Annotated in this window: 18 protein-coding genes; 16 read left to right on the top strand and 2 right to left on the bottom strand. The window is 48.8% G+C overall.

Annotated features, from left to right (window positions below; genetic code table 11):
- The first annotated feature begins 24 nt into the window (after positions 1 to 24).
- The 9 genes from BM412_RS12070 to BM412_RS12030 are packed head-to-tail and all read left to right on the top strand — an operon-like array spanning position 25 to position 12331.
- Positions 25 to 990: a carbohydrate ABC transporter permease gene (locus BM412_RS12070; RefSeq protein WP_091218012.1), complete on the top strand. Its 966-nt coding sequence runs from the start codon at positions 25 to 27 to the stop codon at positions 988 to 990.
- 2 nt (positions 991 to 992) lie between these two features.
- Positions 993 to 1844, top strand: coding sequence for a carbohydrate ABC transporter permease (locus BM412_RS12065; protein ID WP_091218010.1), 852 nt, complete (start codon positions 993 to 995; stop codon positions 1842 to 1844).
- Positions 1845 to 1872: 28 nt separating this feature from the next.
- On the top strand, positions 1873 to 3456 hold the full coding sequence (locus BM412_RS12060; RefSeq protein WP_177245797.1) for an NHL repeat-containing protein: 1584 nt from the start codon (positions 1873 to 1875) through the stop codon (positions 3454 to 3456).
- Between the two features lie 29 nt (positions 3457 to 3485).
- Entirely contained in the window at positions 3486 to 4103 is a 618-nt protein-coding gene (locus BM412_RS12055) for a YIP1 family protein (protein WP_091218004.1), read from the top strand.
- Between the two features lie 16 nt (positions 4104 to 4119).
- Positions 4120 to 6720 (top strand): DUF5696 domain-containing protein, encoded by a 2601-nt coding sequence (locus BM412_RS12050; protein ID WP_091218002.1) that lies wholly within the window; start codon positions 4120 to 4122, stop codon positions 6718 to 6720.
- A gap of 26 nt (positions 6721 to 6746) precedes the next feature.
- Positions 6747 to 7676, top strand: coding sequence for a carbohydrate ABC transporter permease (locus BM412_RS12045; RefSeq protein WP_091217999.1), 930 nt, complete (start codon positions 6747 to 6749; stop codon positions 7674 to 7676).
- Positions 7666 to 8664 (top strand): carbohydrate ABC transporter permease, encoded by a 999-nt coding sequence (locus BM412_RS12040; RefSeq protein ID WP_091217997.1) that lies wholly within the window; start codon positions 7666 to 7668, stop codon positions 8662 to 8664. The genes BM412_RS12045 and BM412_RS12040 overlap by 11 nt, the downstream gene beginning before the upstream one ends.
- Before the next feature lie 20 nt (positions 8665 to 8684).
- The gene (locus BM412_RS12035) at positions 8685 to 11339 is read left to right on the top strand and encodes an FG-GAP repeat domain-containing protein (RefSeq protein WP_091217994.1); all 2655 of its coding nucleotides are present in this window, start codon (positions 8685 to 8687) and stop codon (positions 11337 to 11339) included.
- 5 nt (positions 11340 to 11344) lie between these two features.
- Positions 11345 to 12331, top strand: coding sequence for a Gfo/Idh/MocA family protein (locus tag BM412_RS12030; protein WP_091217992.1), 987 nt, complete (start codon positions 11345 to 11347; stop codon positions 12329 to 12331).
- A 99-nt stretch (positions 12332 to 12430) separates the two neighbouring features.
- Here BM412_RS12030 and BM412_RS12025 read toward each other — a convergent pair whose 3' ends face one another.
- Positions 12431 to 13930, bottom strand: coding sequence for an ABC transporter substrate-binding protein (locus tag BM412_RS12025; RefSeq protein ID WP_091217990.1), 1500 nt, complete (start codon positions 13928 to 13930; stop codon positions 12431 to 12433).
- A gap of 412 nt (positions 13931 to 14342) precedes the next feature.
- Here BM412_RS12025 and BM412_RS12020 point away from each other — a divergent pair, with 412 nt between their 5' ends.
- The 4 genes from BM412_RS12020 to BM412_RS12005 are packed head-to-tail and all read left to right on the top strand — an operon-like array spanning position 14343 to position 21105.
- Positions 14343 to 16595 (top strand): glycoside hydrolase family 31 protein, encoded by a 2253-nt coding sequence (locus BM412_RS12020; protein ID WP_177245796.1) that lies wholly within the window; start codon positions 14343 to 14345, stop codon positions 16593 to 16595.
- A 21-nt stretch (positions 16596 to 16616) separates the two neighbouring features.
- The gene (locus tag BM412_RS12015) at positions 16617 to 17606 is read left to right on the top strand and encodes an aldo/keto reductase (protein WP_091217984.1); all 990 of its coding nucleotides are present in this window, start codon (positions 16617 to 16619) and stop codon (positions 17604 to 17606) included.
- A 39-nt stretch (positions 17607 to 17645) separates the two neighbouring features.
- Positions 17646 to 20309, top strand: a complete 2664-nt coding sequence (locus tag BM412_RS12010) for an FG-GAP repeat domain-containing protein (protein ID WP_091217981.1) — start codon at positions 17646 to 17648, stop codon at positions 20307 to 20309.
- Positions 20310 to 20340: 31 nt separating this feature from the next.
- Positions 20341 to 21105, top strand: coding sequence for a carbon-nitrogen hydrolase family protein (locus tag BM412_RS12005; RefSeq protein ID WP_091217979.1), 765 nt, complete (start codon positions 20341 to 20343; stop codon positions 21103 to 21105).
- On the opposite strand, the gene BM412_RS12000 is transcribed toward BM412_RS12005, so the two are convergent.
- Complete coding sequence (locus BM412_RS12000; RefSeq protein ID WP_177245794.1) at positions 21102 to 21878, bottom strand: carbon-nitrogen hydrolase family protein; 777 nt, start codon at positions 21876 to 21878, stop codon at positions 21102 to 21104. The two genes, BM412_RS12005 and BM412_RS12000, sit on opposite strands and share 4 nt — an antisense overlap.
- A gap of 204 nt (positions 21879 to 22082) precedes the next feature.
- On the opposite strand from BM412_RS12000, the gene BM412_RS11995 reads away from it, so the two are divergent.
- Genes BM412_RS11995 through atzF form a run of 3 tightly spaced genes read left to right on the top strand, consistent with a single transcriptional unit; the run spans position 22083 to position 26426 of the window.
- Positions 22083 to 23474: an MFS transporter gene (locus tag BM412_RS11995; protein ID WP_091217973.1), complete on the top strand. Its 1392-nt coding sequence runs from the start codon at positions 22083 to 22085 to the stop codon at positions 23472 to 23474.
- Positions 23471 to 24520 carry a lactonase family protein gene (locus tag BM412_RS11990; protein WP_091217970.1) on the top strand — a complete coding sequence of 350 codons (1050 nt, stop codon included), beginning with the start codon at positions 23471 to 23473 and terminating at the stop codon, positions 24518 to 24520. Before BM412_RS11995 ends, BM412_RS11990 begins: the two co-directional genes overlap by 4 nt.
- A 52-nt stretch (positions 24521 to 24572) precedes the next feature.
- Positions 24573 to 26426 carry an allophanate hydrolase gene (atzF, locus tag BM412_RS11985; protein ID WP_091217967.1) on the top strand — a complete coding sequence of 618 codons (1854 nt, stop codon included), beginning with the start codon at positions 24573 to 24575 and terminating at the stop codon, positions 26424 to 26426.
- The last annotated feature ends 14 nt before the right edge of the window (positions 26427 to 26440 follow it).

Below are 26440 nucleotides of genomic sequence, written 5' to 3'. Positions count from 1 at the left end.
GAGGCTTGCAAGGAGGTGACTGGCATGTCTTCTACATCTATCGTGAAATCAACTTCGCCAATAAAGATCAGAAAGGTGAGTAAGATTAGATCGAAATTGCGGACGCTCATTAGCGAGATTGGAAAAGCAAAAGTATCCTACCTATTGTTGGCTCCTTATGCCCTTATCTTCACGACCTTTACGATCATTCCGGTCATTACGGCGATCGTGCTGTCGTTTACAGACTTTAACCTGCTGGAAATGCCTCAATTTATTGGCTTCCAAAATTATATCAGGCTGTTTGTGTCGGATGATGTATTCCTGATTGCCGTTAGGAATACGTTGTTCTTCGCAGCAATCACTGGACCGATCGGATTTCTCGCATCGTTCATTGTGGCCTGGTTGTTGAACGATCTGCCGCGCTGGATCCGGGCAACGCTTGTTGTCGTGTTCTACTCGCCGAGTATTACGGGGCAGGTTTACTTCATCTGGAAGGTGTTATTCTCAGGTGATGCCAATGGGTATGTTAACGGCATTTTGTTAAAGCTCGGGATGTTGAACGAACCGATACAGTGGCTGCAAAATCCGAAAACGATGATGACGGTCGTGATCATCGCTGTACTTTGGATGAGCCTCGGCGCCGGCTTCCTGTCGTTCTTAGCCGGATTTAAAGGCGTAGACAATGCGCTCTATGAGGCAGGGCGCATGGACGGCATTCAAAACCGAGTCCAGGAACTTTGGTTCATCACGTTGCCTTCCATGAAACCGATGCTGATGTTCGGATCGATCATGGCCATTACCAACTCGTTCATGGCATGCGATGTCATTAATGATCTTGTGGGCTATCCCAGTACGGATTATGCGGCGCACACCGTTGTTGCGCATTTAATGGACGCTGGCACAATCCGTTTCGAGATGGGCTATGCCTCTTCCATTGCGACAGTGCTGTTTGTCTCGATGCTTTGGATTAATAGAACCGTTCAAAGAATGCTAAGCAAGGTGGGGCAGTAACTATGGCCAATAAATTGGGTGTGCGCTCGCTGTACGGAAACATCATCAGTATGCTGTTTTTAGGATTTCTAGGCGCATTTATGCTTCTTCCCCTGATCTATGCTGTAAGTAATGCTTTCAAGCCTTTGGACGAATTGTTTTTGTTCCCGCCGAGCTTCTTTGTACGCAAACCGACGGGACAGAACTTTTCTATGCTGTGGATGATCATGTCGAATTCATGGGTGCCATTCTCCAGATATTTGTTTAACTCCCTTTTCTACACCATAGTCGGTACGATCGGACACGTCTTGTTCGCGACAACGGCTGCATATGTACTGGCCAAACATGAATTCCCCGGCCGCAAGCTGTTCTTCTCCATCATCATTGCATCCTTGATGTTCACACCTCAGGTTACTAACATCCCAAACTATCTCGTTATGACATTCCTTCATTGGGTCGATTCACCGCTTTCTATCATTATTCCGGCTTTCGGGTATTCACTCGGTCTGTTTCTGATGAAGCAATTCATCGAGCAGATGGTACCGGACCCTATCATTGAATCAGCGAGGATCGAAGGGGCCTCGGAACTGAGAATTGTCTTTACCATTGTCATGCCGATGGTTAAGCCGGCATGGCTGACTCTGACTATCCTTTCTGTGCAGGGACTGTGGAGCAACCCTGCCAGCGCATTCATTATTTCCGAGCAATTCAAAACGTTGCCCTATGCGCTATCTCAAATCTTGCAAGGCGGCTTTGCCCGTATGGGTGTCGGCGCAGCGGTATCCGTATTTATTATGGTGGTACCGATCACCTTGTTCATTATCATGCAAAGCAGAATCGTAGATACGATGGCTGCATCAGGGATCAAGGAATGATGATTGCATAATGAAAGGGGGGAGTCCGATGAAAAAAAAGGTCTTGCTGCTATTATTAGCTGTGTTATGTCTGCCGCTTCATGCGATGGCATACAGCCCCAATCAGACATACACCTACAATATTTACGGGGAGCCTCTGGCGTTGCGAGATGCATATCAGGTGGACAATATCGTTGATGGCACCAAATTAGGAATTACGTCGTTCAACAATATTAACAGCCTATATGTCAAAGACAATCAATTATTTATTTGCGATTCCGGCAACAACCGCATCGTCGTGATGAATGCTTCTTTGAAGCTGGAACGTGTGATTGAAGGATTTGTACGAGACGGTAAACAGGAGAAGTTCAACTTTCCGACCGATATCGCAACCGCTTCGAACGGTGACTTGTACATCGTGGATTCTAGAAACAATCGCATTGTCGTGCTCTCGAAGGATGGCAAATTCATCAGGCTAATCGACCACGTTACCTCTGAAATGCTCGGCGCAAACTATCAGTTTACACCTACGAAAATCGTCCTGAACAGCACGGATAATATATTTGTCGTTGCCAAGGGCGTCAATTTCGGAATTATGCACATCGATCTTAACGGCGATGTCAAAAGTTTTCTGGGTGCGGCCAAAGTCGGCTTTGACCTCATGCTCTATTTGAAAAAACAGATCTTGACGAAAGAGCAAGCCAAACAGCTCAGTCGGATCGTGCCGACCGAATATAACAACATCTTCGTCGACAAGAACAACTTTGTTTATGGAACGATCAACGTTGTTGATCCATTAGTCTTGTACAACAGCATCAATAGTCGCTTGCTGACAGTCGGGGGCGTTCAGGTGAATAACTTGAACGAGTCGATCTCGGCCAAACTTCTGAGATGGATCTCGCCTTCAGCTTCTCAATCGGGGCAAGATGACGTGGTGAAGAAGCTCAACCTGAAGGGCGACGATATTCTGCGAAGGTCGGGATATTATCCCGTTGTAGGAGACTTGGACTTCAAAGTTAAGGCTGCCACCCGGGATGCGAAGGCCGGACCTTCCAGTTTTGTCGATATTGTGGTAGACGAAAACGGGATATTCAGCGTATTGGACCAAAGTCGCAATCGGATTTTCACCTATGACGACAACGGAGTGCTGCTGTATGCCTTTGGCGGGACGGGCCGCAATGAAGGGCTGTTCGACAAGGTCAGTTCCATCGAGAGGCTGGGCGATTCGCTTCTCGTGGCCGACTCGTTAAGGAACGTGGTCGTCGCATATCGGCCGACCGAATTCGCTCAAAGCATCGAACAAGGTATCAAAGCATATAGGGATGGGCTTTACGAGAAGTCTGTGGAGAGTTGGAAGAAGAGCCTCAGCCTTTCGTCGAATTTTGAGATAGGCTATATCGGCGTGGGCAGAGCGTTGCTTCGGCTTGGCGAATACAAAGAAGCGATGCACTACTTCAAAATAGGCGAATATCGCGAAGGTTATAACCAAGCTTACGAGCATTACCGAGAGTCGATTCTGCGGAATGTGATTGGTTACGCGATCGTCGCGCTCGTGCTGCTCAGTTTCCTCCGTTTCCTGTGGCGGCGACAGAGAAAAAGCCGTCTGCAGATGATCAAGAATAATGCAGGATAGCGGAGACTCTTCTAGGGGAGGTACGATGAATGATCAATGAAATTCGGTATATCAAGCACGTCTTGTTTCACCCGTTTGACGGGTTTTACGACTTGAAGCACGAGCAGCGAGGCTCCATTAGAGTCGCCTTACTCATTATGGCGATGATGCTTGTTCTTACGATCTTGCAGCGCCAGTTGACTGGTTTTATCTTCAATGTCAATCGGATGGAATCGCTCAATATCATGACCGAAGTGTTGAATGTCGTCGTCCCATTCGTGCTGTTCTGTGTGGCTAACTGGGCGGTTACCACTTTGCTGGATGGCGAAGGCGGCTTTAAAGACATCGTCATTCATGTTGCTTATGCGTATGTGCCGGCCGTCATCCTGGGATTCATCTTTCTGATCGCTTCCAACGTCCTGACACTGCGGGAGATTGCATTCTTGCGTTATATCAACATGTTTTCGGCGCTTTGGGTCGGATTTATGCTGTTCATAGGCACATTGGTCACACATCAGTACACGATTCGACGAACGATACTTGTATTTCTACTCGTCGTTCTTTCCATGGGCATCATGTTGTTTACGTTTATATTATTCTTCACGCTGATCGACCGATTCGTTTCTTTCATCAGCACGATTATGCAGGAGATCAGTCTTCGTCAATAGGAAGGAGAGGTGTTCCGTGCACAAGAGAATCACCACTTTTTTGCTTGTGATTATGCTGGTCTTGTCGGTATTGACCGCATGCGGTATTCCGAATGATTACAATCATGATCGAAATCTCGACCGATCTTCTGCCACTCCTCTGACGCTCGAGGGCAACGATTTCGTCAAGGTGGCGGAGAATGATAATTTGGAGCTGTTGTTGAATCCGGATAATTCGGAAGCGGCGGTCAAGGATAAGAAAACCGGCCGGATGTGGTATACGAATCCCCCGGCGAAGTCGGGAGATGCCATTGCCACAGGTGTCAATTCGTCCGAACTGGCATCGCAATTCATCATTCAATATGCGGATAAGGCGAACCACATCAGTACAGCGAACAATTACGAGCTGTCCGTTGCCAATAAGCAATTCAAGTTCTATCAGACCGATCATGGGGTCAAGGTGGATTACTTGCTGCAGCCAAAAGGCGAAGTAACCTATATGCCGCGTGCTGTCACCAAGGACGACTATGAGAAAATCATATTGCCCAAATTCCCCAAGGCCAGAGACAAGAACTCGCTTAAGAATGCTTATAACAAGGTGGTCATGGCCAAAGAGAGTGCCAAGCGCAGAGAAGATATCATCGCTCAATATCCGCTCGCTGCCAATATGGACGAAATCTATATGATGTTCGGCTCGGTCTCAAACACAGGGCTTACGCGCATCAGCAAATTGTTCGAGGAAGCCGGATTTACGCTTGAGGACAAGCAGGCATTCGAAACAAAAATGGGCATGGTCGAAACGGAAGCGGTGAAGTGGTTCACGATCAGCGTTGAATATTCGTTAGATAAGGATAATCTGGTGGTGTCCGTTCCTACTTCGGATATTAGATCGAGCAAGGAATTGATCGTCACGGGCATTACCTTTCTGCCTTTTTTCGGCGCTGGTCAAGCGAAAGAGGAAGGATATCTCTTCATCCCGGATGGCAGCGGAGCCATTGTCGATTTCAAGGACAATAAACCTTTCAAGTCTGAATTCAATATGAAGTATTACGGAAACGATAATGCCCTGGATATTTCGTCGCAAACGGTGACCATGCAGAACATGCACCTCCCGGTACTCGGCATCAAAACAGGGGACCAATCATACCTCGGCATTCTGGAAGACGGCGCGGCTCTGGCCTCTTTGCAAATCAATAAAGCCGGACGCATCAATGAATACAATTCTCTCGGACTCTTGTACAGCATCCATGAGAACAACACGGTCGGCCTGCAGTCCCTCAGCAGTATAGCCGAGGTGCGAGTGTATCAGAAGACGGCCTACAAGGGAACTTATAAAGTTCGCTACGCTTTCTTCGTCGGTGATAACGCCAACTATTCCGGGATGGCCAGCTATTATCGTAATTATTTACAACAATCAGGCAAGCTGAACAAACCAAACGAAGTAAACGAATTAAAAAAAAAGAAAGAATTACATACCTACCCGTTTTATTTCAATCTGGTCGGATCGGTGAACAAGAAAGCGTCTTTCCTGGGCTTTCCTCGAGATACGGAAATCGGACTGACCACGTTTGATCAGGCGGGTGATATTCTACGACAATTAGCGGAGAAGGGCGTTAAGGACCGGGTAGTCAAGTATACCGGATGGATGGAAGGCGGGATCAGCAATACGGATCCCGATTATGTCAATCCATCAAGCACATTAGGCGGCAAGAAGGGTCTAAACCGCTTCCTGACAACGACTGCTGAACAGAACATCGGAGTTTATTTTGACTGGAACGGTTCCTATCGGAATACCATTCGCAACTCATGGTTTGATTCTTTCCGAGAGTCCCGGGATGCGGCGCAATTTATTACGCAGAAGACGGCATACAAGCGCAGCTTCTCCATCAGCACCGGCAATGTAAACCGGAAAGAAGCGTGGTACATCTATAATCCGGAATATAAAAAGAAGCTCTCCGATCAATTCAATGCTTCGTTGCAGAAGAACAACAAGATAAACGGCATTGCGCTGGAATACGAAGGGTTAGATTTAAATTCGGATTTCGTTGATGAAAATCAGTATGACAGAACCATGAGCCAGCAAAACGATGAAGCGGTCATGCGCGAGTTTGCTGACAACGTTGCGCTGATGGCGTCGGGTACAAACAGCTACGCGCTGCCTTATGTCAGCTTCATTGATCGCATGCCGTCTACTTCATCGATGCTGGATTTCTATACGTATGATGTGCCATTCTATCAGTTGGTCGTACATGGCTTGATTCCGTATGCGACCGCTCCGATTAATCAGACACAAGCCACACCGCAGGTGGAACTGCTCAAGTTGCTTGAAACCGGCAGCATTCCTTCCTGGATGTGGGTTTACGGAGGCAGTGAAGAGTTGAAAGATTCTAACTTCAACTACCTGTACTCGCTGGATTATCAAATATGGTTCGATGAGGCTGTACGAATCTATAACGAGGCGCGTGGCGTGCTGGAGCCGCTTGCTGATGTTCAAATGGTGAATCATGAACGATTGCTGGATGATGTATACAAGGTCACATATGCGAATAACACCAGCATTTATATCAATTATCGCCCGTCGGAAGTTACAGTCGATTCGATGAACCTGGCGGCGCAATCATATAAAGTAATCCATTAGGAATCGCAAGAGAGGCGGTTATCGCGATGAAATTCTGGAAATTCGCATCATTTGCCCGTATTCCGATCTCGACAAAGAACAGCATTGCCGGTTACTTGTTTATTTTGCCCTTCCTGCTCGGCTTCGTCTGGTTCTTTATGAAGCCGATCATCGAGTCGTTAATCTACAGCTTCAGCTCTTTTCAGAATACGGCCACAGGGTTTAAAACTTCATGGATCGGATGGAGTAACTATCAATATATTTTTCTGAAAGATGCCACCTTCGCCCCCGAGCTGCTGCAGACGGTCTTGAAAATCTTACTGGATTTTCCTCTGATCTTGATCATCAGCTTCTTAGCTGCTAGTTTACTGAACCAGAAGTTCAAGGGCCGCGCGTTTGCGCGTGCGGTTTTTTTCCTCCCGGTCATCATCACCTCCGGCGTATTGCTTAACTTCGAACAGAACAGCATGATCTTGTTGACCAAATCGGCTGTTGACCCTAACCTGATCGCTGATGCCGGCGGAGGCAACTTTTTCTCATACAATCTCTATAATTTCCTCACGAGTTCCAAACTTGATATGACTTTGGTGGATTATGTTCTAGAAGCCGTTAATGAAATCTACACGCTCATTACGCTTTCCGGCGTACAGATTCTGATTTTTCTATCCGCCTTGCAGACGATTCCTCCTTCGCTCAAGGAAGCCGCTCATATTGACGGTGCGACAGGCTGGGAATTTTTCTGGAAAATTACATTTCCTATGGTTAGTCCGTTTATCGTGGTTAATCTCGTCTATACCATCGTTGACAGCTTTACCAGGCCGACGAACAAGATCATTATTACCATCAATAAAAATATGTTTGAAAAGGCGAATTTCGGCATTAGTTCTGCAATGGGCTGGTCTTACTTTGTCGTCATTCTTGTGTTGATGGGCATCGTTACGGCCATCATGTCTAGAGGTGTCCACTATGAAAACTAACGGGATCACGCTGAGGTTCAGAAAAACAAGGGATAGATGGCAAGCGAACGGATGGCTGAAAGTACTGAGCCAGTTTGCTGTGAAGCTGATTCATTATGTCGTTGTGTTCGGCATCTGCTTTATCATTTTGCAGCCTGTCATCCAAAAAATATCCAATGCCTTCATGGCCAAAGAAGACATTCTAGACATTACGGTCATCTATCTGCCGAAACATATCAGCACCTTCTTCATTACATCAAGTTATCTCAAATTGGAATATTGGACTACATTCTTTAACACATTCGCGTTGGCCGGAATCGTGGCGCTGCTGCAAGTGGTGGCTTCTTCGTTAGTTGCTTATGGCTTTGCCCGTTTCAAGTTTCCCGGGCGCTCGCTGCTGTTCGGCGTGTTGATATTTACGATGGTCGTGCCGCCGATGGTCATTCTGATTCCGCAATATATAACATTTCAGAACTTTGATGTTTTTGGCATTATTGGCATGTTCAAGCCCGGAGGCATCAATTTGCTGAACAGTTTCTGGCCTTTCATATTGACCTCCATGACGGTGATGGGTTATAAGAACGGTTTGTACGTCTATATTTTGCGCCAACATTACAGAGGGCTTCCCAAAGAACTCGAGGAAGCGGCCTATATGGACGGATGCACACGTTTCGGCACATACCTGCGAATTATTTTACCTAGTTCCTATGCCATGATGATGACTTGTTTCCTGTATTCTTTTGTTTGGCAATGGACGGACGGGTATTACGTTTCCTTCTATACACCGGGATTCGTGACGTTCTCCAAAGAGTTGACTACGGTCGTATTTGAAGTTACTCGGGTCATCATGAATGAACTCGGCCTTAGCGATCAAGTACTGCCGCCGCTTGGTTATTCAGTAGCCATCGGCAATACGGCTTCCTTGCTGGTCATTCTGCCGCTGCTCGTCCTGTTCATCTTTGCCCAGCGATTCTTCGTGGAGAGCATCGAGCATTCCGGAATCAAATAATAGAGGAGGGCATCGCTACTATGAACGACAGATCGATGGGGGATCAATGGCAAACGCTCAAGGGGAATAATCGAAGAAATTCCAACAGTCCGCTGCCCGGCAACATTACGAATCCCAAAGTGGTCATGGAAACGCAATTCGGAAACTTCAAAGGCTATTTCGAAGTTACCGAGGACACCGCCGTGGACCGTCAAATGATGCAAGCTCCCGAAATGATGGATGCCAGTTATCAGGAGATCGAGAGCCGCTATGAATTCAACGGGCTTAACTATGTTGTGAACGGGCGAATCCTGCATCGGCACGACAATATGAATTATCGCTTGTTTCACCTTTTTTCACCGGATGAGTTGAACCTGGTCTATGTGACGGACAGCATGGAGTTGCATAACAGCATCAATTCACTGGTCGTGTGCCGGGTGTTAAATGAACAGCTGGAAACGGAGATTCTATGGCAAGTTGATTTACCCTATTATCATGAGAGACCTCATATCGTCATCGACGATATGAATGGCGACGGTGTGCCTGAGATCGTGGTGGAAGGCTGGGAGGGCATCACGGTCTATGATATCAGGTCCCGAGAACCGATCATGGATTTCCCGCAGTCTCTGTTGCATAGATCTCGCAAGCGCGGCTATGTATTGACGCGCGACTTGAATGGCGACGGATTTCCAGAGGTCATGATCTTGTCCTGTTACCCCTGGGACGTGAACGTGATTAACAATGATGGCGTGAATCTGAGCAAGAATTGGTTTAAAATTTACGACGATCATATCGAATCTGCCCAGGTCATCACGGCGTATACCCGAACACCTGTATGCGACTGCAACGATGACGGCAAAGACGAGATGATCTTCAACATTTGGAATGAACAAGGCGACGGCCAATGGCATGTGAAAATATTGGATGCGCTCACAGGCCACGAAGTCATGGACATTCCAAATGCGTATTTACATGACATGGTGGATATTGACCAAGACGGCAAGCTGGAGCTGTTTCTGTCTGAGCCGGCTGGGATCGATGTACCGGAGTATTCCGGAATATCCCTGTGTCACTTGGATGGTAGAGTGATCTACACATCGGAGAAATCCAAGTGGGGTTATAACTTTGACAGCTTTCACGATGAACAGATGGCGGTGCATCCGGGCCAGGAATCGCAGCAGGGATTGAAATATGTCGTTACCGGTCAGATCGGCGATGAGGTTTGTTTCTATGTCTATCAGGATACGGGCATGAACACAACCATTACAAGGCACACGGTGTCAGGAGCCGTCAAAAGCTTTCAAATCCAATATTCCCGGGGAAATCAAGTCAGTCTGATCAAATCGCGCCGTAACGGTCAACTCTTGCTATGTTGGGAAACCAAGTATCAGAATCCGCAAAACTTCAAAATATCGGGCATTCAATTAGAGCCGCTCTGCTGGGGAGTACCGACAAATCAGCAAGTCAAGCTGCCGATTATTGCGAGAATGAACGGGGAAAGCAACAGTATCATCGTGTCCAACAGTGTTGGTCAGGTCGTCAATTATGAAGCAGTGAACGGCGCGCTGCAAGAGCGCTGGTTCACGGACGGCTTCGGCGCGGCCGAGCAGTATAAGAGCGACATGGATTTCGGCGTCGTTGCGGACGATTTCTTGGGCAATGGTCAAAACCAGGTAGCGGTGCGCATCAACGGTAAGGGCGGCGGGATCAAGCTGGTCGACGCGAGCGGAGTGGATCTGTGGAAGACTGAATTCCCGTTGATCCCTTCAGGTTCACCCAGCGGCTTTCGCGGCATTCTGGGTTTCTACACTTCTGCCAATGCGAATGGCCGCAAAGTGCTGGTCGTTTCCGGACAACGCAATGTACAACACACGGGCATCACCTACGGATTGGATGGCAAGAGCGGCAAGCAGCTCTGGTCGCATGATGCCATCCGCAAAGGCAAATTCAACGAATCGGGCGCTGGATCATTCTATCTCACGGCATGGGATATGGACGGCGATGGCGTAGATGAAGTGCTGACAGGTTACGGGAACAATGTGTGGGCAGCAAAAAGCGATACCGGTGAAATGCTGTTTCAAAACTTCATGCGCGGATTTTGGGTGAACCGGTGGATCAAAGATTATCGAGCCGGCTGGGTTTCCAGCATTTCTCCGATCCCGCTGTCGTGTGAAGGTCATTCATCCAATTTCTTCTTCGGCAATGCGGGGGATTCTCACGGCACTGCCAGTGTCGAATTAATCAATGAGAATGATATGGAAGATCGCTGCCGGCTTGTATGGGGCAACGAACAAAGAACGTACACAGACAGGACGCATCAATGCGAATTCCACTACCAGGGCAGGAAGCTCATTGTAGAACCGGCCTATCTGAACGGGGCTTCCACGATACACGCGCTGGACCCGCTTACTGGGGAGGAAGTAGGCGTGTTTTATACTGTAAACAGTCCTGAACTTGCGGTGCCTGTCGCTTGCGATATTGACGGCGATGGAGAACAGGAGATTGTATATACTTCAGGCTCCACACTTGAAGCCATTCGGTTTACCGGTGAGAATTGGAATGTGGTATGGAGAATGGAGTTTCCTACCTTGCTGTCTTGGCCGGCTTTCGGTGACGTGGACGGCGACGGTTATGGTGAGATTGTCGTAACGGGTACTAACGGTTTCTTATATGTTGTGGATCAGGAAGGAGCATAACAAGCATGAAAATGTGTTTGATCGGCTGCGGCGGGATGTCATCAACGAATCACGGCCCATCTTATCTTCGGTATCGAGAGAGCAACCCATCATTCGTGATGGCTGCCTGCAGCGACCTGGACCCGGTTAAATTGGAGGCCTATCGGGCAAAATTCGGTTTCGAGCGCGCCTACACGGATTATCGAAAAATGATAGAAACCGAACAACCGGACGCGGTATGCGTCATTGTGACTGAAGCAGCATCTGCAACAGTAGGGAACGCCGTATTAGAATACGGCGTTCCTATGTTTATTGAGAAGCCGCCCGGCAAGACCAGTCGGGAGACATTGCGCTTGGTCGAAGCTGCACAGAAGCATAATGTGCCGCATTTGGTTGCGTTCAATCGCAGATTCATTCCGCTGATGAAAATATGCCGGGCGTGGTTGGATGAGCTGGGAGGGGCGGTATATTATGCGCATTATGAGTTTTTTCGCCATGGGCGCAATGACGAGGATTTCTCCGATACGTCCATCCACGCGATCGATGCGGTTCGTTATCTGACAGGCGGCGATTATGAGCATGTGAGATTCAATTATCAGGACATTCCCGGCAAGCGCCCCAGCAACGTATATATGGATGCCTCAATGACGAACGGTGCCATCGCGCATATTCACGTATGCCCCAATGCCGGTGTCGTAATCGAACGCGCAACCCTTCATATTGGAGACTCGACGATCATATTGCACTTGCCCATCTGGAACGACAGCTACGACATTCCGGGATCGATCGTTATGATCCGCAAAGGCGAAGTCGTGCGTTCAATGACAGGCGACCAGGTATGCGACAGCTCGGAAGTTTATTTGACCAATGGATTTTATGAAGAAAACAAGGTGTTCTTTGATGCTGTGCAATCCGGCGCCTCAATGCCAAGCAGCCTGAAGGAAGCCTATCAGACAATGCTTGTGAAAGAAGCCTATGCCCAGAAGGCTGCGACCTGGTCATCCATTATTTAATTGTTTCTGTGCACGAACAACAAAGAAGCCCTTCCGTCTCCAAGAGGAGTTCGAAAGGGCTTTGTCTTTACTTGATCTTAAGTGACGAAATGATTTCTTTTATTTTGCGGCTGCCGCGCTGTTTGCTTCCGCAAGGAACGCATTCAGCTTCTCTTGGGTTGGCTTCTCGTTGGCTTGGATCGCTTGAGCCGGCGTCATTGTACCATCCCAGACAGCTTGGCCCATCGCTTGAAAACCTGGGTCGCTCCAATATACGTTGTACATGCGTTGCTTGTCGAAGTAGAATTTCTCGTTGTTGATGATTGTGCTAAGAGATTCCAGGGATTGCTCGTCTCTGACTTGGTTCTCGTAATCCGGCCAGAACCAGTTCGGATCCGATTTGTCTACGAGAGGCTGTCCGTTCTCGTCTAGATCCCATGGACGAGGCTGGGCCAGCAGCTTGATGACTGTAGCAACCGCTTCAGGGTTCTTTGTATTATACGGAATTGCTTGAACGCCTTCGATATCAGATACGGTATAGTACGGATCTCCCGCTTTCGGAAGTGGGAAAGGGACGATGCCCCAATCATCTTGCATATCCTGGTATCTTGAAGTCATCCACCACTGATTAGCTTGCGAGAACAGTACATTTCCTTTGGCGAATGCAGTCATATAGAAGTCCCAGTTGGAACCTTCAGGTGCTGCTTGCAGGTATGGCTTCAGATTCTTGAAAGCTTCCAGAGCTTGCGTTACTTTAGGATCGTTGTAATGAATTTTGTGGTCTTTATCGAGCAGCTCCGCGCCTGTCGAACCGACATATCCAAGGGGAAGGAGGACCATGTCGCCTGTCAAGCCCCATTGATCGTTGACGCCATCATTGTTTGTATCCTTTGTCGCTAATGCGGCATACTCCTGGAATTTGTCCCAGGTCCATTCTCCTTTAGTCCACAGATCGTAAGGATCCAGGCCGAGGCTGGACGCGATTTTCTTGTTGAACACGGTGAACGTTTTACTGCCCAGGTATGCGCTTGATCCTCTGTAGTAGGCATATGTATGCCCATCGTTCCAGGTGACTGCATCGCGCACGGCAGTTTGGATACTCGGGTCATTTATAAAGTCGTAGCTTTTGACCGTATCAAGCGGGTAGAGCAAGCCTTTGGCGGCAAAGCCCGGTATGGCGTCCATCATGAGATTGAAGACATCCGCGGCCGGATTGCCGGACATGATCGATGAAGTGACTGTCGGCAGGTAACTGTCATCGGGAATGGCAAGATATTCGATTTTGAAATTGTAATTCTTCATCAACTCTTCACGGAAAGCTTGTTCGCGCAGGCCTTTCTCGTCATCGCCCGGCTTCGACCAGCTGCTGTCTCCCCAGTTAGCAAATTTGACAGTGACGCCGCCCAGATCTTCATATACAGGTGTTTCCGCCGGTTCTTGCGACTCGGCTTCGGCTTCGGTTGTGTTTGTGGCTTCGGTTGTGTTTGCGGTTTCGGATGCGTTTGCGTTTGTGGATTCAGGGGGTGATGTTGAACTGCCGGCGTTATTATTGTTGCTGCAAGCGCTCGCAACGATGAAAATCATAGCCATGATACAGATCAATGCAGTCTTTCTCTTCATACTTATTTCCCTCCCTGAAATTGTGTTGCACTGCGTTATCTATCGTGTTGAATAGATAACTTTATTATATGTACCCCACTTACTTACGTCAAGATTTAAATTTAATTGCTATTTTAGGGATTTAGATATTTTAATTAGGTTCTTTTTGTGCTATTTTGAACCTAGTATAAAAACACTGATAGTGTAAGGGTTTTCAAGGGAAAATACGTCTGGAAATGGCGTGTAATCCGGGACTCGATGTGTAGGGGGGCGTAATTCTTAATGTAAGTGAGATGTAAGGTTATAAATTAACGGATATTGGAAGGGAATCACAATCCACGGAGGGATTGGGAGGTCCAATAGATAGTTTTGAATAAAAAGCCTCTCAAAGAATAACACACTCAACATATTTATTTTCGAGGAGCGGATGAATATGAAGATGAAATATGAGATAGGTGATCATGGTAGCATTCAGTTGGAAGCGATTGCTGACGGTATTATTCGGGTTCGTATGGGAAAGGAGTTTGCACAATCGATTTCAGAACGGTACAGCATCGTCGATGCGAGTCCGGATGCCGATTGTAGCGCCCAGGTGAACGAGAATACGCTGGCAGCAGGCTCATTATCGCTAACGATCGATGCTGCGAATCATCAGATTCTCATGCGTGCAGAAGGTATCACGTCCGCGATTACGCTGATGGGGTGGGGTGAAAGCGCGATCCAGAAGTGGCAGGAGCGGGGAGAGTGGTTGAAAGACCGGCTCGAGCATTGGTACGATCGTCAGAATTGCACCAAATTTGAAGAACGCGCATTCGAAAGTAATGTCCCCCCATTCGGCGCCTCCTTCTCGATTACTGGTGAAGACAGAATATACGGCTTCGGCGAGGCTGCCGACGAATTTCTGATGTTTAACGGCAAGTCGGTTCTGAACCGTGTCTTGTACCAGAAAAATGAACTGCCGATCCCGATGGCGATGAGTTCGCGCGGTTGGGGCGTGTTCTTTAACACAGCCTGGTGGCACGGAACAGATATTGGCGCGCGTGAGCAGGATCAGATGTATTTCTACGGGGACCACGGCGAAATCGACTTTTTTGTCTTGTACGGTGGTTCTTTGCATGGAATTACACAGAAGTACACGCGATTAACGGGTGCGCCTTGTCTGCTTCCGAAATGGATGTACGGCCTCAGCTACATAGCGAACTACCATGCGCGTAACTTCGATGTCTTACAGGATGCACGGGATTTCCGGCGCGAGGATATCCCTTGCGACATGATCTCTCTGGAGCCTGGCTGGATGCAAAGAGAGTACGATGGCAGCACATCGAAGGATTGGAACGAACAGAAATTTATGGTGCGCGACTGGATGCGCACACCGGACGGGGATCGCGAGAAGAACTATCCCGGGACGTTCATCAGCGTGCTGCGACGCTACGGATTCAAGCTCTCCGTCTGGTTGAACTGTACGCATGACTTCACGCCCGAGGAAGAACGACGAGCCGGGAACGATACGGATTTCGGCATCGAGCCGTGGTTCGACCATCTGAAGCGGTTTGTCGATGAGGGGGTGGACGGGTTCAAGGTTGACCCGGCGCATTATACCGATTCGTCTGATCCTCAGAAAGTTTACGCAAATGGCATGAGTGATCCCGAAATTCACAACTTGCTGCAGACGGTTCTGTCCAAACAGATGCATCTTGGATTCGAGGAACATACCGGACGGCGTCCGATGCATCATTTCTGCGGCGGTTTCAGCGGTATCCAGCGCTGGGGAGCGACCACTTGCGGCGACAGCGGCGGCGGCAAGAAATCGCTGGGATGGATTATCAATTTGGGTATGCACGGACATCCCAACATGAGCTGCGACATGGATTTGCATACGAAGGAAAGAATGCATTATGCCATGTTCACGGCATGGCCGCTGCTGGACAGCTGGGCCGGGTTCTTCCAGCCGTGGTACGCGGGCGACGATATCGAAGAGATATTCAGGGAGTATGTGAAACTTCGCTACAGCATCGTACCTTATTCCTACTCTGCAGCGCTGGAAGCACATATCGATTCAATTCCGCTCGTCCGGAGTATGCCGCTTGTGTACCCTGAGGTCAGCGAGACGTGGGATAACGTTACGCAGTATATGTACGGCCCCTCCATGCTGATCAGTTCGTTCAATGATCGCATCTATCTCCCGGAAGGGAAGTGGTTGGATATGTGGACGAACGAAGAATATGCCGGCGGCAGATGGATCGATTACGAAGTGCCGGCGAACCGCGGCGGCGGATTCTTCCTCAAGGGAGGAGCGATTGTGCCGAAATGGGGCCTGCGGAATTACATTACCGGCGCGGATGAGGAGCATATGGAACTGCTGCTGTATCCGGAAGGAGAGAGCTGTTACACCTTGTACGAGGATGATGGCGTAACGAACAACTATCAAGGGGGAACGATAGCCTCGACGCTGATTGAAGTGAGTGCAGACGCTGCAGGCATAAAGATCAGCATTCATCCACGGCAAGGGAATTTCGATGGCATGAAGTCTGCTCGCGACTGGAAGATCACGGTGATTTGTCAGGCTGCACATCCGTCTGTATCTGTGAACGGGATCGAGACGACGTGCATCACCCGGGATGGGAAAGTCATCTTCCATATGCCGGGCGCTAACGATGGAGCAAGCACGGCCAATCTGCTTTACTAAATCGATTCGGAGGTGTTGTATATGAAGTACAACTTAATGGGTGATTCGGATTTGTCGGTTAGCGCGCTTGGTATTGGCTGCTGGCCTTTCGGCGGTGGATACTGGGGCGATCAGTCGCAAGAGGATGTCAAGCGGGTTGTTCATGGGGCTATCGACAGCGGCATCAATTTCTTCGATAATGCCGAAGGGTATTCCGGCAGCGAGGAATCGTTAGGCAATGCGTTGGATGGAAAAAGAAGCCAGGTTATCATATGCGACAAGGTTGGCATTAAAGAAACGGACCAAGAGCGAACAGAGAGCCTGCACGGAGCGCTGAACAAGCTAAAGACCGACTATATCGACCTCTATATGATTCACTGGCCATCCAGAGACAAGCAGAAAGTGATTGATACGCTGCTGTTGTTTGACAAGTTCCGCCGAGAAGGAAAGATACGCCATATCGGAGTCAGTAATTTTGGCATGCAGCAGATGGGCTGGATCGAGGAATCGGGCGTTAAAGTGATTGCTAACCAGCTGTGCTACAATATCGCATGCCGTGCGATCGAATCTGCTATCTGGCCGATGTGTAAGGAAGTAGGATACGGCGTTGTCGGTTATATGCCGATCATGCAAGGTTTGTTGACAGGCAAGTATAAGGATACTTCAGAAGTGCCTTATAATCGCACGGGATCAAGACATTTTGCCGACAACGGCGTTAATAATGCGAATCATCGGGAGCCAGGCGTGGAAGCCGAAATGTTCGAACTGGTCGATCATTTAAACCGGATTTCGGCGCGTTTGGGCATATCGACATCCCAGCTTTCCCTGGCTTACTCGATCAACAAAGGCATTACGTCGACGATAGCGGGCATTCGCGACCTGGACCAGTTGGAACACAACAACGTTGCTGCCGGTTTGGATTTGTCAGCTGAAGTCATGGCAGAACTGGATGCGCTCAGCAATGATATTAATCATAAGCTAGGGAACTCGCCGGATCTTTATGTGAATCGGGCAGAAAGCAGAATTTATTAAAGGAAGTATGATGCCGATCATGAAAGGTGATGGAAGATGATGACAACACCGACTCATTATGCGGACTGGGCACTTCCCCGCTGCGATCAACGTCTTACGGGAAGAAGCGCGGGTACAGGTCGAATTACAGATCCAAAAGTTGTTGCCAAATGGGATAACAAAGAGGAAGGTACGACCAGTGCCTGGACTTATGACTTAAACCTTGACGGTTACGAGGAACTGATTGTGATCGAATCCGGCTTGATTAATGTATACGACCTTAACGGAAATTTGCTGTGGCAACGGCAAATTTCCGGTTCTGTTCGGTCGTTCTGCGACTTCCTGGGCAACGGAGACGATATGAATATTCTACTCCTCGAGGGTGGTGTTCGCCTTGTTATCTTGTCGGGTAAGACAGGGGATGTATGTTGGGAATATACGCTGCCTTTAAAAAATGCGACTGCTCCGGCAAGAATAGCTGCTGGCAAGCTTGACCCCGCAGTTAAAGGCTGCCAAATCGCACTTTTTGGCGAGTTTGGGTTGTTCTTTACCTTTGACAACGGATATGACGTGAAAGAGCCTTTGTGGAAAATTCACCGCGGCAGACATGATTTGTACTATCCGCCTGTTGTGGTCGTTGGTGATGTGAAAGGAACCGGTGTTCCAAGCGTACTGAATGTCTGCCACGATCATATCGAAATGTACAACATCAAAACAGGTGAACTTGAATACAGCGCTCAAGGTACGGATGTACGAAATTATGGCTTTTCGGGTTTGTTTGATGTTGACGGCGACGGCGTGGACGAAGTTGTGATCGTGAACAATTGCGTTGAAATTCACGCATGGGCCGCCGATTTCAAAGACAACCAATTCACTATGATGTGGGACAACGATTACGGGTACGCCAAGACCGAAATGCACTTCCCTACGACACCTGTGGCTGATGTTGACAATGATGGTAAGGCCGAAATATTTACAACCACTATCGACACTGATGTTACCGAATTAACCGTAAGAATAATTGATATTAGCAACGGCAGCGAAAAGTATGTGATCAAGGATAAAAAGGTGATTTATGCGGGGGACTTGAACAACGATGGTCTGATTGAAACCGTGTTTGAAAACCCTGCCGATAACACTATCGAGATATGCCTGATTCGGGACGGCACGGTGACTTCTCTCGCTGCCGTGAGCGGAAATGCGGTGCAATACGCCAGGCAGGAGTATACAACGCCGAGCCAAAACCATAGTCAATACGGTGGGATCGACTACTGCGACCTGCACTTCTATGCAGAAGACATTGACGGTGACGGACACAAGGAAATCATGATCTATACCGGCAACGGCATTGAATTTGTCACGCTGAACGCCGACAACTCCGTTACGATGAAATATGTATTAAATGACGGACTGCAAATGGAGTTCATGGATTTTGTATACCGCCCCGACCTTGAACGTTATGCCGTAATGTGCCGACATTATAATGAAATCAAGCTGTTTGACCTTTCACAGGCTGGGCAGAACTTAATCTTCTCGATTCCGGTTGTGTTAAGCAAACAGTTAACCGCCGTTACGGCAACGAATGTCGAAGGCTACCCATGCCAGCTGATAAGTGCCGACAACAAACTATTAAAACCAGTGACCGGCACGGATGGCGCCATTCATTTCGAAGTCGTAAATACCTTTTATTCCTCCCATAAATATATTCAATATTCGCCTGGATTGCCTACCGGTATCGTGCATCTGTCGGTTTCGCCATGGGATGTCAACGGAGACGGCATTAAGGAATTTGTATATGTAGGCCCCGGTGCGTTGATCGAGCTGTACGACAACGATTACAATTTGCTGTGGCGTAATTATTTGGGCAAGTATCCGCAAAGAGGCAAGATCATGTCGTATACCTTTGGTCATTATACGTCTCCGGAGCACTACGATATTTTGTACGTTTTTACCGAAAGCGAGATGCACAGAAATTCGATGATTATGGTCAACGGTCTGACAGGCGAGGTTATCTGGCGGCTTCGCAGCGATGGTCACGACAGAGGGAACGGCGCGATCTGGGGGTATATGGCTACCCATTCGATCGAAGAGGATGGGCTTGACGACATGACCTACATTGCTAGCTTCTTCGTCGCAGAAGTTGACGGCAAGGAAGGAAAACCGCTGCATGAGAAACAGAACTTGCCCGGACTGTTAAATTGCCGCTGGGTGGGCTACGGCCATTGCGCGATGTTTGACGTAGACCACTGCGGCGAAGACGAAATATTGCTGCACGGCGTTCAGTATGTGGAGAACGGCTTGTTGAAGAGAGGCAACGGCGGTCTGTGGGAGCATGTATGGTCATCCGTCAAAGAGGATCAGGGCAGAGGCATGTTTCAGGGCATTGCCCAGGATGCGCAAGGCAAGGTTTATTTGGGCGGCATTTACGAGGACCTTTACTTTAAATGTTGTGACGCGCTCACAGGAGAGATTGTGTGGAGTGAGCCGCTCGGCGTGCTTTCAACAAGTACGATTGCGGTTGCCGACATAGACGGCGATGGCGAAGAAGAATTCGTCTTCACTGCTGCCAATGGTTTCTTATACGCCATCGGTGTTTCCGGAACGTTTAAGTTCAAGACAAATCTCGGGTTTTCAACCACACAAGTGATCCTGTCCGATATCGACCACGACGGAGGTTTGGAAATACTGCTGCCTGCGGGAGGCGACTTGTACGTGGTGAAGTAAGTATGATCGATAAGAAGGGGATGAGAGAAATATGCGTATAGCGGGCGCTCAAATTTGTGTGAATGATACCTCTGTCGAAGCTAATGTCGAAGCGATTACACGCGGGATTGCTTATGCTGCGGAAGAAAAAGCGGATATCCTGTTGACGCCGGAAGGCTCGCTAAGCGGCTATCATAATAGGTTTGACCGGACGGAAGTCAGGGAAGCATTGGCAGATGTCGTCGCCTTGGCGAAAGAAGCGGGAATCGGGCTGGCTTTGGGAACTTGTTTCGAAGAAGAAGATGGCCATTGCTATAATCAGCTCCGGTTCTATGACAAGTCGGGGCGATTCTTAGGCTTTCATTCCAAAACATTAACATGCGGTACGCTGACGGAACCGCCGGTCGGGGAAATCAATGATTTCACGGTTAAGCCTCTGGAAGTGTTCCGGTTCAATGGCGAAACGATCGGTGGATTGATCTGTAATGATATGTGGGCCAATCCGCAATGCTCGCCATTGCCGGATACGCATCTGTCTCAACAGTTGTCGACAATGGGAGCCAAGGTAATCTTTCATGCGGTCAACGGCGGGCGCGACGAGAGCGATTTCTCACAGAGAGTCGTTCGTCAGTTTCACGAAAGCAATCTCCAAATGAGGGCGAAGGCTGGAGGCGTCTGGATTGTAACCGTTGATAATGCGTTTCCTGTTGAACAAGGAAACGCTTGCTCCGGAGGCGTAATCGGGCCGGACGGACAATGGATGGTAAAGGCCCCTGACCGGGGAGAGCAATATTTTACTTATACAATAACGAGCTAATCAAGTTCAACTGCCAGATCAAAGGCAAGCAATTGTTCGGCATCTTCTCCGTATTCGGCTTTGGCAATCACATTGCCGCCGGCATCAACAGCCAAGGATGAACCGATGCATGACCATCCGTCCCAAGCACCGCCTATGACAGGGCCGACATTGCTGGTACCGATAACGGCCATTCCATGCGTGAGCGCCAGAGTCGAATAAGCGCTTCTCCATTCTTCTCCGTATGGTTTTCTGACAGCCAGGTCTTGCGGGGTTACAGCCCAGGCACAAGGCGACAAGAGAATCTGCGCGCCCATTAAACCAAGGGAATGGCCCAAGGAGAGGGAGCTAGGCCAGTTGTCTGCGCAGATGTTCAAGCCAATCCGGCCGAGCGGGGTAGAAACCGTCTCCAGCTTGTCTCCTCTGCGGTAAAGTTCTCGTGCGAATGGTACCTCGTTGATTTTGCGATGTTTGATGAGAATGTCGCCTGTGGGAGATAGAAGGACGGAGGCATTATAGAGGTACTTACCCTCTTTCTCCGTCAATCCTGCGGCGATGTATAAGCCGGTTTTGCGGGCTTCCTCTGCCAATCTGTCGCTGAGAGGTCCCGGAATTGGCTGCGCGAGTTCCTTTGCTCCGGGATAAGTCCAGCCGTAATCCAGACATTCGGGCAGCACGACGATTTGACAACCGTTCCCCTTAGCCTTGTGAATCATGTCAATCGCACGGTTCATGTTGGCTTCGACATCGCCGGGTACTACTCGCATTTGACCCATTCCAATTCTAATCTTCATTGTCATTTCAGCTCCTCGGTTGAATAATCTGATTGACGAAAAGGCACTAATGTAATAATATGAACTAAGTAATTGATGTAAATGCTTGATTTACGACAATATTCATTCGTAAAACGGTAATTGTATTATATATAGTTTTAATCTTTAAGTAAATGCTGTTTGGAATGTCCTAAGTAGACTGTCGAGGATGGGGCGAGGAGCAGCATGGGGATTGCGATTAGTTTTTGGCGTAATCGAGATAAAGAGGTAAAAGACGGCATCCGGTATGGCCGCAGCCGCCGGTTGTTCACAACGGACTTGAGTTTGGCTACCAATATTAACACGTTTACTTCCGGTCCTTTTCTCGCAGGATGGGTTACTTATCTCGGCGGATCTGATGCGCTAAACGGTATTATCGCTGCTGTTCCATCGTTAGCGACCCCGATTCAGTTGTTATCTGCCTTTTTCTTTGGCAGCTTAAAAAGGCGCAAATTAGCTGTTATCATTTTCGCCTCTATCATTAAGCTTTTCTCGGCCATGATTTTCCTTCTCCCGCTTGTATTATTTGATACCAAACTTGCACTGCCCTCGATGATTTTCTTATATATCATGATTCATGTTTTGACTAACTTCAGTGGTCCCGGCGGCACGAACTGGATTGTGGATCTCGTTCCGCATCAGATGCGAAGTAAGTATTTTGCCAATCGGGAAGCTATTTCTCTGGCTGTAGGCGCCATTGCGATGCTCATTGTAGGCCGCGCTGTAGATGTGATAACGGCTTCCTCTGGCCGAAAATCCGCATTTCTATTTATAGCCTGTGTGATATTAGTGCATACGGTTATCAATATCGTCATTCTCATCCTCGCAGACGAACCTAAAACCAAGCAAGCGCAGCTTATCGAAGAACAAACCACCCAGATTGAACCCACGAATCCTAAACATACCCCTGATACCCCAAAACCTGTTAAAAACAAAACTCAAATTAAGTTATGGGAACCTTTTCGTCATAAAGCCTTTGTCCAAGTGTTCTATATGATGCTGCTTTGGAACATAGGTGCCAGCTTTGCAGGCCCATTCTCTTCCGTGTATCAAGTCAAAACGCTAAGTTTAAGTTTCACCTATATTACCGTTCTTTCTGTTATTTCTATGGTATGTCGCGTTTTTTTGATTCCTCTTGCAGGCAAACTGGCCTCACGTAAAGGCTATTACTTTGTTTGCTACTGGTCTATTGTCCTCATTGCCATTCATTATGTGTTGTGGGCTTTCACGATCAAAGAAAATGCATGGATCCTCTTGCCGATTTTGTTTGTGGAGTCGGCTGTTGGGTTTGCTGGCATTAACTTTTCTATGTTTAACATTCAAATTGCAGCCATGCCGGAAGAAATTCGTACAACCTGCTTGTCGGTCATGAATGCTTTGACTGGTATTTTGGGATTCGGCTGCACGTTTATTGCTTCCATTCTTGTTAATCAAATGGGGGACATCACAGTCAAGATTATCGGGTTTCCTTTCTCTAGTCTTCAGATTCTATTCTTCATTGCAGCCGTACTGCTGTTTGCCTGCGCTGCTTACACCATTAAATTATCAAAATTACATAAAAGGAGTCGGCTCTCATGATTCAGAAACTGTACATCGGAACTTACACCCACACAAGTGATAGTCAAGGGCTATACTATGTCGCCATGGATACAGAAAAGAAGACGGTTGAAACGCTGCAGATTGTCTCCATGATTGGACCGAGCTTCATGATCTATTCTCCCGACCGCCGTTATATGTATGTCGTGCAAGAGCATGATGGCAAACGAAGCTTGACTTCCTTTAGCGTTGATAAAGACGGTTATTTAACACTCCTCAACACAGTGTCAACCCCTGGTGCGGATATTTGCCACACTGCAATTGCGCCTGATGCGACCTTCTTGACCGGCTCGAGTTACACACACGGATATACAGTTACGATTTCGCTCAACGAAGACGGTACCTTGGGTGAGATTGTTTCACTCGATCAACATGAAGGCCATGGCCCCGCGCCTGAACAGGATATACCTCGCGCTCACTGTGCCGTATTCGACAAGTCCGGCAAGTATATCGTGGCAGCCGACTATGGCAATGATATCGTGTATGTCTATCGTCATTCCGACGGCGGCAAACTTAATGAGGTTCACCGTTACCACGTAACCCCCGGCTTTGCTCCGCGCATTGTAACCTTCTCGGATGATAACCGAAATCTATATGTCATAACTCAAAACGGCAATAGGGTCATTCACTATACGTTCGATGAAGAGCAGGGCACTTTGAACGAACAAGCTTCGTACAGCTGCCTGCCCGAAGGATTTGTTGGCAAGTCCGAAGCGGCTGAAGTGCAGTTTTCACCGGACGGCGCGTTTGTATATGCGTCCAGCCGCGGCAGTGACACTATCGCTTGCTACCAATATAACGTTGACGGCACATTAAGACCCGAAGGCATCTTCGATTGCGGGGGAGAATTCCCACGACACTTTACCATTTCCAGAGATGGAAGGTACTTATATTGCGGCAACCAAAATTCGCACACACTCACAGTTTTTGATAGAGACCCTGCCTCCGGTGCACTTTCCGAGGTCCCCATCATCATCCACAAGGTAGGTTCTCCAACCTTTGTCATGTTGGCTGAATCTTACGCCTAACTAGAAGGCTTGCGAGATGAGAGAAGGAGAGAGGAAGAGAGGTGTCGCATGTATGGCATTGACGACGAAAACGACTTCAGAGTGGCCGCGAGTTCTGACGCTGTCATGGCTTAGAGACAAGTATGCTGCAAAGCAACTGAGGCCTGCTGATGTGGTCGCAGAAATTATTCGGCGCTCGGAAGCTGATCAGGCGATGAATATTTGGATCACCCCGCCTTCGATGTCGTTGATCGAGCCGTATCTGGAGCGATTGGCCCAAACCGCACCGGAAGGAATGCCACTGTGGGGCGTTCCGTTCGCGGTTAAAGATAACATCGATTTGGCTGGTGTGCCGACAACGGCCGGTTGCCCCGATTTTGCATATACGCCTGACGTAAGTGCCGTTGTCGTGCAGCGCCTTGTATGTGCAGGGGCCATTCCGATCGGCAAAACAAACCTAGATCAGTTCGCGACCGGACTTGTCGGCACACGCAGTCCTCACGGTGAAACCCATAACGCGCTGCGCAGCGAGCTGATTAGCGGTGGCTCCAGCTCCGGCTCCGCTGTGGCGGTTGCAAGGGGGCAAGCGGCCTTCTCGCTAGGGACGGATACAGCCGGGTCCGGCCGTGTACCGGCTGCGTTAAACGGTTTGGTCGGCTACAAACCGAGCCTCGGCGCTTGGGCGACGAAAGGCGTCGTCCCTGCCTGTGCAAGCTTGGATTGCGTAACCGTATTCGCTCATACGCTGGATGATGCGATGGCAGTTGATTTGTTTGCGCGCGGCGTGGAAGAATCGGACCCTTGGTCAAGAGAGATCGCACATCCTTTTATAAATAAGCTTCCTGGAAGGATTTGCTTACCTAAGCAAACACCTTCTTTCTACGGTCCGTTTGCGGAGTCCTATCGCTTGGCTTGGGTAAATGCTGTCACTGCGGTCGAAGCGGTGGGACTGCCCATTACATATGTAAAGATGGAGCTGTTCACAGAAGCTGCCTCCATCCTGTATGGCGGACCATGGGTTGCGGAGCGATGGGCAGACCTTGGGCCGTTTATTGATAGCCATCCTGGCGCTGCCTTTCCGGTGACGGAGCAAGTGCTTCGAACCGGCGCGTCACCGGCGTATACGGCTGCTTCTGTCTTTCAAGCCGCGCATAAGCTGCAGCGACTCAAGCTTGAAGCCAAACAGCTGTTGCAAGATGCGGTGCTCGTTATGCCCACCTGCGGCGGTACTTGGACACGAGATGAAGTTCGAGCGAATCCAATCGGTGCGAACAGCGATATGGGCCTTTATACGAATCATTGCAATCTACTAGATCTATGCGCGGTTGCCGTGCAGGCTGGCGAAGCGGAAGTGAATTTGCCCTTTGGAGTAACGTTGTTCGCTACAGCGGAGAATGAAACTCTGCTGTGCAGTGCGGCTAAGCGACTGTCGTCAGCATTCACGGACAAACAATTGTTGGATAACGGTGGAGTGGAAATCGATGAGGAAGCGGCGACGGTAGCGCCCCAGACTGCGAAGATCGGAGCGGAGGCTACGGCTACGACGCTGGTTGCCGTATGCGGCTTGCATATGCGGGGCTTCCCGCTCGAGAAACAAATGCAAGCATGCGGAGCCGGTTTTGTACGCGAAGCCGAGAGCGCTGCGAAATATCGACTCGTTAAGCTGCCGACAACGCCTGCAAAGCCGGGCATGATCAAACTGACGCAGGGGGGAGCGGCTATTCGGCTCGAAGTATGGGAGATGCCATTAGCCGCTTTCGGCGGGTTCGCTGCGGGAATTCCCGCACCGCTTGGAATCGGGAAGGTGGAGCTTAGCGACGGCACTGAGGTACCGGGCTTTATTTGCGAAGCTTACGCGGAAGCTGGCTCTGAAGACATCACTGCCTATGGTTCTTGGCGTGATGCTGTAGATCACAACAGAACATAGTCAAAGAGGATAGA

Origin of the sequence: Paenibacillus sp. BC26 (assembly GCF_900116125.1) — a bacterium.
In the GTDB taxonomy this organism is placed as follows: domain Bacteria; phylum Bacillota; class Bacilli; order Paenibacillales; family Paenibacillaceae; genus Paenibacillus_Z; species Paenibacillus_Z lignilyticus.
This window is presented reverse-complemented; position numbering and strand designations above follow the sequence as displayed.

Coding starts and splice junctions, on each gene's coding strand:
- BM412_RS12035 (WP_091217994.1), top strand. CDS start 8,685: ATGAACGACAGATCGATGGGGGATCAATGGCAAACGCTCAAGGGGAAT.
- BM412_RS11990 (WP_091217970.1), top strand. CDS start 23,471: ATGATTCAGAAACTGTACATCGGAACTTACACCCACACAAGTGATAGT.
- BM412_RS12030 (WP_091217992.1), top strand. CDS start 11,345: ATGAAAATGTGTTTGATCGGCTGCGGCGGGATGTCATCAACGAATCAC.
- BM412_RS12060 (WP_177245797.1), top strand. CDS start 1,873: ATGAAAAAAAAGGTCTTGCTGCTATTATTAGCTGTGTTATGTCTGCCG.
- atzF (WP_091217967.1), top strand. CDS start 24,573: ATGGCATTGACGACGAAAACGACTTCAGAGTGGCCGCGAGTTCTGACG.
- BM412_RS12070 (WP_091218012.1), top strand. CDS start 25: ATGTCTTCTACATCTATCGTGAAATCAACTTCGCCAATAAAGATCAGA.
- BM412_RS12045 (WP_091217999.1), top strand. CDS start 6,747: ATGAAATTCTGGAAATTCGCATCATTTGCCCGTATTCCGATCTCGACA.
- BM412_RS12000 (WP_177245794.1), bottom strand. CDS start 21,878: ATGAAGATTAGAATTGGAATGGGTCAAATGCGAGTAGTACCCGGCGAT.
- BM412_RS12005 (WP_091217979.1), top strand. CDS start 20,341: ATGCGTATAGCGGGCGCTCAAATTTGTGTGAATGATACCTCTGTCGAA.
- BM412_RS12010 (WP_091217981.1), top strand. CDS start 17,646: ATGACAACACCGACTCATTATGCGGACTGGGCACTTCCCCGCTGCGAT.
- BM412_RS12020 (WP_177245796.1), top strand. CDS start 14,343: ATGAAGATGAAATATGAGATAGGTGATCATGGTAGCATTCAGTTGGAA.
- BM412_RS12025 (WP_091217990.1), bottom strand. CDS start 13,930: ATGAAGAGAAAGACTGCATTGATCTGTATCATGGCTATGATTTTCATC.
- BM412_RS12065 (WP_091218010.1), top strand. CDS start 993: ATGGCCAATAAATTGGGTGTGCGCTCGCTGTACGGAAACATCATCAGT.
- BM412_RS12040 (WP_091217997.1), top strand. CDS start 7,666: ATGAAAACTAACGGGATCACGCTGAGGTTCAGAAAAACAAGGGATAGA.
- BM412_RS12015 (WP_091217984.1), top strand. CDS start 16,617: ATGAAGTACAACTTAATGGGTGATTCGGATTTGTCGGTTAGCGCGCTT.
- BM412_RS12055 (WP_091218004.1), top strand. CDS start 3,486: ATGATCAATGAAATTCGGTATATCAAGCACGTCTTGTTTCACCCGTTT.
- BM412_RS11995 (WP_091217973.1), top strand. CDS start 22,083: ATGGGGATTGCGATTAGTTTTTGGCGTAATCGAGATAAAGAGGTAAAA.